Source organism: Streptomyces sp. YIM 98790, assembly GCF_011421595.1.
In the GTDB taxonomy this organism is placed as follows: domain Bacteria; phylum Actinomycetota; class Actinomycetes; order Streptomycetales; family Streptomycetaceae; genus Streptomyces.
In genome coordinates, this window is sequence record NZ_WTLH01000079.1 from 20,651 (window position 1) to 27,305 (window position 6,655).

At 73.1% G+C, this 6,655-nt stretch carries 6 protein-coding genes; 1 reads left to right on the top strand and 5 read right to left on the bottom strand.

Annotated features, from left to right (window positions below):
• Nucleotides 1-122: 122 nt before the first annotated feature.
• From GQS09_RS15075 to GQS09_RS15085, 3 genes are all read right to left on the bottom strand, one after another.
• Entirely contained in the window at nt 123-554 is a 432-nt protein-coding gene (locus GQS09_RS15075) for a peptidoglycan-binding protein (RefSeq protein ID WP_165986577.1), read from the bottom strand.
• 38 nt (nt 555-592) lie between these two features.
• Nucleotides 593-1,027 carry a peptidoglycan-binding protein gene (locus GQS09_RS15080; RefSeq protein ID WP_165986578.1) on the bottom strand — a complete coding sequence of 145 codons (435 nt, stop codon included), beginning with the start codon at nt 1,025-1,027 and terminating at the stop codon, nt 593-595.
• A gap of 300 nt (nt 1,028-1,327) precedes the next feature.
• Entirely contained in the window at nt 1,328-2,800 is a 1,473-nt protein-coding gene (locus tag GQS09_RS15085) for a DUF6350 family protein (RefSeq protein ID WP_165986579.1), read from the bottom strand.
• Nucleotides 2,801-2,938: 138 nt separating this feature from the next.
• On the opposite strand from GQS09_RS15085, the gene GQS09_RS28640 reads away from it, so the two are divergent.
• Nucleotides 2,939-3,976: an RNA polymerase sigma factor gene (locus GQS09_RS28640; RefSeq protein WP_207957851.1), complete on the top strand. Its 1,038-nt coding sequence runs from the start codon at nt 2,939-2,941 to the stop codon at nt 3,974-3,976.
• 91 nt (nt 3,977-4,067) lie between these two features.
• On the opposite strand, the gene sucD is transcribed toward GQS09_RS28640, so the two are convergent.
• Complete coding sequence (gene sucD / locus GQS09_RS15095) at nt 4,068-4,964, bottom strand: succinate--CoA ligase subunit alpha (protein ID WP_165986580.1); 897 nt, start codon at nt 4,962-4,964, stop codon at nt 4,068-4,070.
• Between the two features lie 53 nt (nt 4,965-5,017).
• A complete protein-coding gene (gene sucC / locus GQS09_RS15100) occupies nt 5,018-6,190 on the bottom strand; it encodes an ADP-forming succinate--CoA ligase subunit beta (protein WP_165986581.1) in 1,173 nt (390 codons plus the stop codon).
• Nucleotides 6,191-6,655 lie beyond the last annotated feature (465 nt).

The following is a 6,655-nucleotide window of genomic DNA, read 5'->3' on the forward strand; positions in this document are numbered from 1 at the left end:
CGCCGCAGTGGCCGGCCGCCGCAGTGGCCGGGGAGGACGGACGGACCGGGCGCGGGTGCGCGGTGGCCGCCCACCGGTCCGTCATGACCGGGGGCGGCCTCCTCGTGAGGGCCGCGGGTGCGTCAGAAGCCCGGCTCCGAGCAGCCCACGAAGCCGCCGCCCTGGCCTCCCTTGTAGATGGGCCAGTCCATGGCCTTACGGGTGACCGGCCCGTACACGCCGTCCACGCCCACCTTCTCCACGGTCTGCACGTCCACCACCGCCTGCCGGGTCTGCGAGCCGTAGATGCCGTCCACGGAAATGGACTTGTAGCAGAACCTGATGGCGTTCTGGAGCGCGTACACGCCGTCCGACTGGGCCCCGTAGCCCATCACGCAGTTCCGCGAACCGGTGCCCGTGTAGTACGGCTGGTAGGTGAAGTACGACCCGGAGGTGTACTTCACCTTCTGGGCGTTGCACGTCGGATAGGCGGCCTGGGCCGTGCTCGGAGTCACCAGCACCACACCCGCCCCCATGGCGAGAACACCCAGGACTGAAGCCAGCTTGCGGTTCATTGTCCCCTCCTTCTTGCTGTCTGCCTTCATCTCCGCCCTCACACCTGCGGGCGCTTGCAGCCCACGAAGCCGCGGCCGTCGGCGTACACGCCCCAGTACATGGCCTTGCGGGTATCCGGGCCGTACACCCCGTCCACCGAGATCTTCGCCCGGGTCTGGACGGTCCGCACGGCGCCCCTGGTCTCGCTTCCGTAGATGCCGTCCTCGGCGATGGAGACGCGATTGCAGTCGTTCAGCGCGAACTGCAGGCGCACCACCCCGGAGGACTGGGCTCCGTAGCCCATCACGCAGTTCCGCGTACCGGTGCCGGTGTAGAAGGGCTGCACCACGTACTCGTGGGAGGAGATGTACTTCTTCTTGGCGTCGTTGCACGTCGGATACCAGGCGGCCTCGGCGGAGGAGGACGTGACGACGAGACAGGTCGCTGCCAGCACGGTGGTGGAGCAGGCGGCGGCGATCTTTTTCAGGCGCATGATTCCCTTCGGGTTGTCGGACGGCGGCGCCCGGGTCCCTGGTCGTCCGGCAAAGTCCGGCCCGACGATCCCCCGGCGTTCGACGCGTGGTTGACACGGCCGTTCCGGATGGTGCCCCGACGCATGCCCCGTACACCCGACGGCGCACCCCCTGCTCCGCCGCCCCGGACCGCATCATGCGAGGTCAGCGGCGCCTTCCCGCCCTCCGTGCCCCGGGGCGTGCGAGAGGGGGACGAGAGAGGGCGGAGAGGAGGCGTGGCCGGGGCGCCCCGCGGGGGGCGGTCCGCCGGGCGCCGGCCGTCACCGTGATGCGGGAGTCCGGCCCGCCGTTGCGCGGCCTGCGGTCTCCGCTCCCCGTGCGGTTCCTGCGGTTCCGGCGGTGTCCGCGGTCTCCGCGGTGTCCGCGGTTCCGGCACTCCGTGGCCTGCGGCGGAACCGGACGAGGCGGCGAAGCCGGGACCGGACCCCGCTCGCCACCGTGCGGGTGAGGTGGGGGCGGCGGAGACGCCACGCGCGCAGCGCCAGGGCGGCCGGGATGCCCAGGAGCGTGATCCAGCCGAAGGCGGCCAGCCCGGCCGGCAGGCGGTCCGGGCCGAAGACGGCCAGGTTCCCGGTGCCCAGCGGGCCGCCCGCCAGGGTGGCGAGGAGCATCATGCCGGCGCCCGCGAGCAGGGCGGCCAGCAGGACGGCGACGGCGGTGGCGAGCGGACCGGTGGCGGCCTGCCGGGCGGCACGGACCGGGACGGCGGTCCGGGCGACGAACCAGGCGACGACCAGCGCGCCGGCCAGCGGCACGGCGACGGCGGTGACCAGCAGCCCCTCGGCGGGGACGGCGGCCAGCAGGGGGAAGGCGGGCACCCGGTCCGAGGAGCCGCCGCCGGGCAGGGCCGGTGCCGGGGCCAGGGGCGCGACGAGCGCGCCCGTGCCGAGCGCGAAGCCCGGCCCGAGGCCGTAGCAGGCGGCCCAGACCGCCGCGTTGGGAGCCAGGGCGGCGGCCAGGAACAGCACCGCCAGACGGCCGGACCAGTCGCCGGTCAGGCTGTGGAACGCCGCCTCGGCCAGGGCGTGGTGCCGGGCCAGGGCGACGGCCGCGAGCAGTGCGCCGACGCAGACGAAGGTGCACACGGCGGCCAGCGCGGCGCGCGGCGCACCCGTTTCCTGGAGCCGGAGCAGCGCCTCGGCGGGCCGCCGCAGCGGGCCGCGCAGCGGCGGCGGCCCGCTGTGGTGCCAGGCGGTGAGCAGGGTGACGGCCAGGGCGAACAGCGGGATGTGCAGTGCCGCGCTGGGCGGCACCGGGCGGATCGGTCCTTCCGTCATGGTGTGCACCACGGCCACGGCGGCGGCCATGCAGTACCCCGCGCAGATCCACGGCGCGGCGTGCAGGCCCTCGCCCGGCCGGGCGTCCGGCGCGTCCTCCGGGAGCACCGAGACCCGCACCGCGCGATGCAGCAGCCAGGCGGGCAGGGCGGCCAGCAGCAGCGGGGTCAGGCCGATGGGTGCGGGCACACCGGTACGGGTCTCGATGCGGAGCAGTTCGGTGCCGTGGCCGAGCAGCCACAGGTCCAGGGCGACGCGCAGCGCGGTGCCCGGCCCCTCGGCGGGATGCGGAGACGTCGTCCACAGCAGCAGGACGACGGAGGAGACGGCGCCGATGCCGAGTCCGGCGGCGAGCAGTCCCTCGAACATCCAGGCACCGCCCGCCCAGGTGCGGCGGCGGGGGACGCCGCCGGACCGTCGGTTGCGCTCCGCGAGCGCGGCGAACAGGGCACTCACCCCGGCCATGGTGCCAACACATGGTCGATCGGCGAGGTAACGCGCGATTTGTCGTGGTGTCGCCCAGTATGGCCATATGCACTTTTTCACACTGCCTGTGCCCGAGGCGGTTTCCGGTCGACAGGGAGGGAGCAACGGATGACGACGGCACGGCAGAAGCACGGCGCGGGAAAGCGCATCGGGAACCGGGGCAGGCAACAGCCACGGCGGCAGCCCCGGCTCCGTACCGCCGGCCCGGCCGATCCCGAGGACGAGGCGAAGGACGAGGCGAAGGACAAGGCAGGGGACGAGGCAGGGGACGAGGCAGCGGACGAGGCAGCGGACCGGGCACAAGACCGGGCAGAGGACCGCGGCACGGGCACGGACCCGGGCACCGGCACGGCCGGGGAAGAGGCCGCGGCCGGGGGCACGGGCCGGGCCGGCGGGACCGGCGCCGAGGCCGGAACCCGGTCGGAGGGGGACACCGGGAAACGGGACACCCGGGCGGCTGCCGAAGCGGCGGGCGTGCCGGTGGTCGACCTGGCACCGCTGTACGCCTTCGAGCAGCTGTATGAGAGCCAGGCCGAGCCGCTGGCCCGGCAGGCCTTCCTGCTCTGCGGGGACCGCAAGCGCGCCGAACACGCCGTGGCGCACGCCTTCCGCCTCGCCTGGGAGCGCTGGCCCGAGGTCGCGACGGACCCCGACCCGCCCGGCTGGGTACGGGCGGCGGCCTACGAGTACGCGCTGTCGCCCTGGCACCGGCTCCGCCCCCGGCCGCGCCGCCCCCGCGCGCTGCCGGCGGAGCCGGGCGACCGCACCCTGCTGAACGCCGTGCTGGAGCTGCCGCCCAGCTACCGACGCTGCCTGGTCCTGCACGAAGGGCTGGGCATGTCGGTGGCCGACACGGCGGCCGAGGTGGAGGCGACCACCCAGGCCGCCGCCGGGCGGATCGCCCACGCCCGGCAGCACCTCACCGACCGCGTCCCGGAACTGACCCGGGCTCCGGCGGCCGAGCGCGGCCGGGTGCTGGCCGAGTCGCTGGACCGGATCGCGGGCGCGCAGCCGCTGCGCCCGCTGTCGCCCCGCATGGCGCGGCTGCACAGCGAGCGGGTCACGGGACGGCTGCTCTACGCCTGCGCCGGGCTGTTCGCCCTGCTCAGCACGCTTCTGGTGCTCACCGCGCTCACCGGGCCCTGACCGTCCCGGCGGGAAGACGCGACGCCGGGGTGCGCCAAAAGGGGCGCACCCCGGCGTTCGCGTCGGCGGCTGCGGACGGGCGCAGCGCGGCTCAGGCCGTGGCGGTGGCGGTCAGTGTCTCGCGGACCAGGCGGGCGGTCTCGGACGGAGTCCTGCCGACCTTCACCCCGGCCGCCTCCAGGGCCTCCTTCTTGGCCTGGGCGGTGCCGGAGGAGCCGGAGACGATGGCACCGGCGTGGCCCATGGTCTTGCCCTCGGGGGCGGTGAAGCCGGCCACATAGCCGACCACCGGCTTGGTGACGTTGGCCTTGATGTAGTCGGCCGCCCGCTCCTCGGCGTCGCCGCCGATCTCACCGATCATCACGATGATGTCGGTGTCCGGGTCCTCCTGGAACGCCTTGAGGCAGTCGATGTGGGTGGTCCCGATGACCGGGTCGCCGCCGATGCCGACCGCCGACGAGAAGCCGATGTCCCGCAGCTCGTACATCATCTGGTAGGTCAGCGTGCCGGACTTCGACACCAGGCCGATGCGGCCGGGCTTGGTGATGTCGGCGGGGATGATGCCCGCGTTGGACTGGCCGGGGGTGATCAGGCCGGGGCAGTTGGGGCCGATGATGCGGGTCCTGCCGCCCTTGGAGCCCGCGTGGGCCCAGAACGCGGCGGTGTCGTGCACCGCGATGCCCTCGGTGATGACCACGGCGAGGCCGATCCCGGCGTCGACCGCCTCCATGACCGCGTCCTTGGTGAACTTCTCCGGCACGAAGATCACGGTGACGTCGGCGCCGGTGGCGGCCATCGCCTCCTTGACCGAGCCGAACACCGGCACCTCGGTGCCGTCGAAGTCGACCGTCGTGCCCGCCTTGCGCGGGTTCACGCCGCCGACGATGTTGGTGCCGGACGCGAGCATGCGCCGGGTGTGCTTCTGGCCCTCGGAGCCGGTCATCCCCTGGACGATGACCTTGCTCTCCTTGGTGAGGAAGATAGCCATTTCTGCGGAGTCCTCGTTCGGTGAGTCGTAAGTCTGGAGTCGTCGTCGGGGGATTACTTGGCGGCCAGTTCGGCGGCGCGGTCCGCGGCGCCGTCCATGGTGTCCACCAGCTCGACGAGCGGGTGCCTGGCGTCGGTGAGGATCTTCCGGCCGACCTCCGCATTGTTGCCGTCCAGCCGGACCACCAGCGGCTTGGTGACCTCCTCGCCCTTGTTGCTGAGCAGTTCGAGGGCCTGCACGATGCCGTTGGCCACCGCGTCGCAGGCGGTGATGCCGCCGAAGACGTTGACGAAGACCGACTTCACGTCCGGGTCACCGAGGATGATCTCCAGGCCGTTGGCCATCACCTCGGCCGAGGCGCCGCCGCCGATGTCCAGGAAGTTGGCCGGCTTGACGCCGCCGTGCGCCTCGCCCGCGTAGGCGACCACGTCCAGGGTGGACATGACCAGGCCCGCGCCGTTGCCGATGATGCCGACCTGGCCGTCCAGCTTGACGTAGTTGAGGCCCTTGGCCTTGGCCGCGGCCTCCAGCGGGTCGGCGGCGGCCTTGTCCTCCAGCGCCTCGTGCTCCGGCTGGCGGAAGGCCGCGTTGGCGTCCAGCGAGACCTTGCCGTCCAGCGCGATCACGGCGCCGTCCGCGGTCTTGACCAGCGGGTTGACCTCGACCAGGAGGGCGTCCTCCTTGACGAAGCAGTCCCACAGCCTGACCAGCACCTCGGCCACCGGCTCGGCCACCTCGGCCGGGAAGTCCGCCTGGGCGACGATCTCCCGCGCCTTGGCCAGGTCCACGCCCGCGATGGCGTCCACCGGGACCCTGGCCAGTGCCTCGGGCTTGGTGGCGGCGACCTCCTCGATGTCCATGCCGCCCTCGACCGAGGCCATGGCCAGGAAGGTGCGGTTGGCGCGGTCGAGGAGGTAGGAGACGTAGTACTCCTCCGCGATGTCCGCGGTCTGGGCCAGCATCACCTTGTGCACGGTGTGGCCCTTGATGTCCATGCCGAGGATGGCATCGGCCTTGGCCACCGCGTCCTCGGGGTCGGAGGCCAGCTTGACGCCGCCCGCCTTGCCCCGGCCGCCGGTCTTCACCTGGGCCTTGACCACTGCGCGACCGCCGAGCCGCTCGGTCACCGCTCGCGCTGCCTCGGGGGTGTCGATGACTTCACCGGCCAGCACCGGTACGCCATGCTTGGCGAAGAGATCCTTCGCCTGGTACTCGAACAGGTCCACGCGCGTCCGTCCCTCAATCCGTGGTCTTCGCGATCGATGTCGTCGGCTTGGGCGTGCCGCTGAGCCCTGATCCTGCGGCGACGGTCAAGAGGATCACGACGAGACGGTCACCAAGACGGTCACGAGCTTCTTGGCCGAGGCCCCGAGGCGCGCGGCAGGCCCTCCCCCGGTCCGGCCCGCCAGGTGCCGGCACGGGAGGTGCCCTCAGCGAGCGTATCGGGGCTCCGGGGGTCTACCTGAAATCCAGATCACACCGGCGCGGTGACACCTGTCACAAACCGCGCCCGGGGTTTCCGCCGGATTGCGGACTCCTCACCGGCCACGATGCGTCCCGCTGAGCCACGGCCCCGGGCACGGACAGCGGCCGGGCAGCCGGCGGGCATGCCGCAGCGGAACCCCGGCCACGCGCCGCGGAAGCGGCATCCGCCCCCCGCACGGCACGCGCGCGCCCCGGGCGCGGAGCCC

Coding starts and splice junctions, on each gene's coding strand:
- GQS09_RS15075 (WP_165986577.1), bottom strand. CDS start 554: ATGAACCGCAAGCTGGCTTCAGTCCTGGGTGTTCTCGCCATGGGGGCG.
- GQS09_RS28640 (WP_207957851.1), top strand. CDS start 2,939: ATGACGACGGCACGGCAGAAGCACGGCGCGGGAAAGCGCATCGGGAAC.
- GQS09_RS15080 (WP_165986578.1), bottom strand. CDS start 1,027: ATGCGCCTGAAAAAGATCGCCGCCGCCTGCTCCACCACCGTGCTGGCA.
- sucD (WP_165986580.1), bottom strand. CDS start 4,964: ATGGCTATCTTCCTCACCAAGGAGAGCAAGGTCATCGTCCAGGGGATG.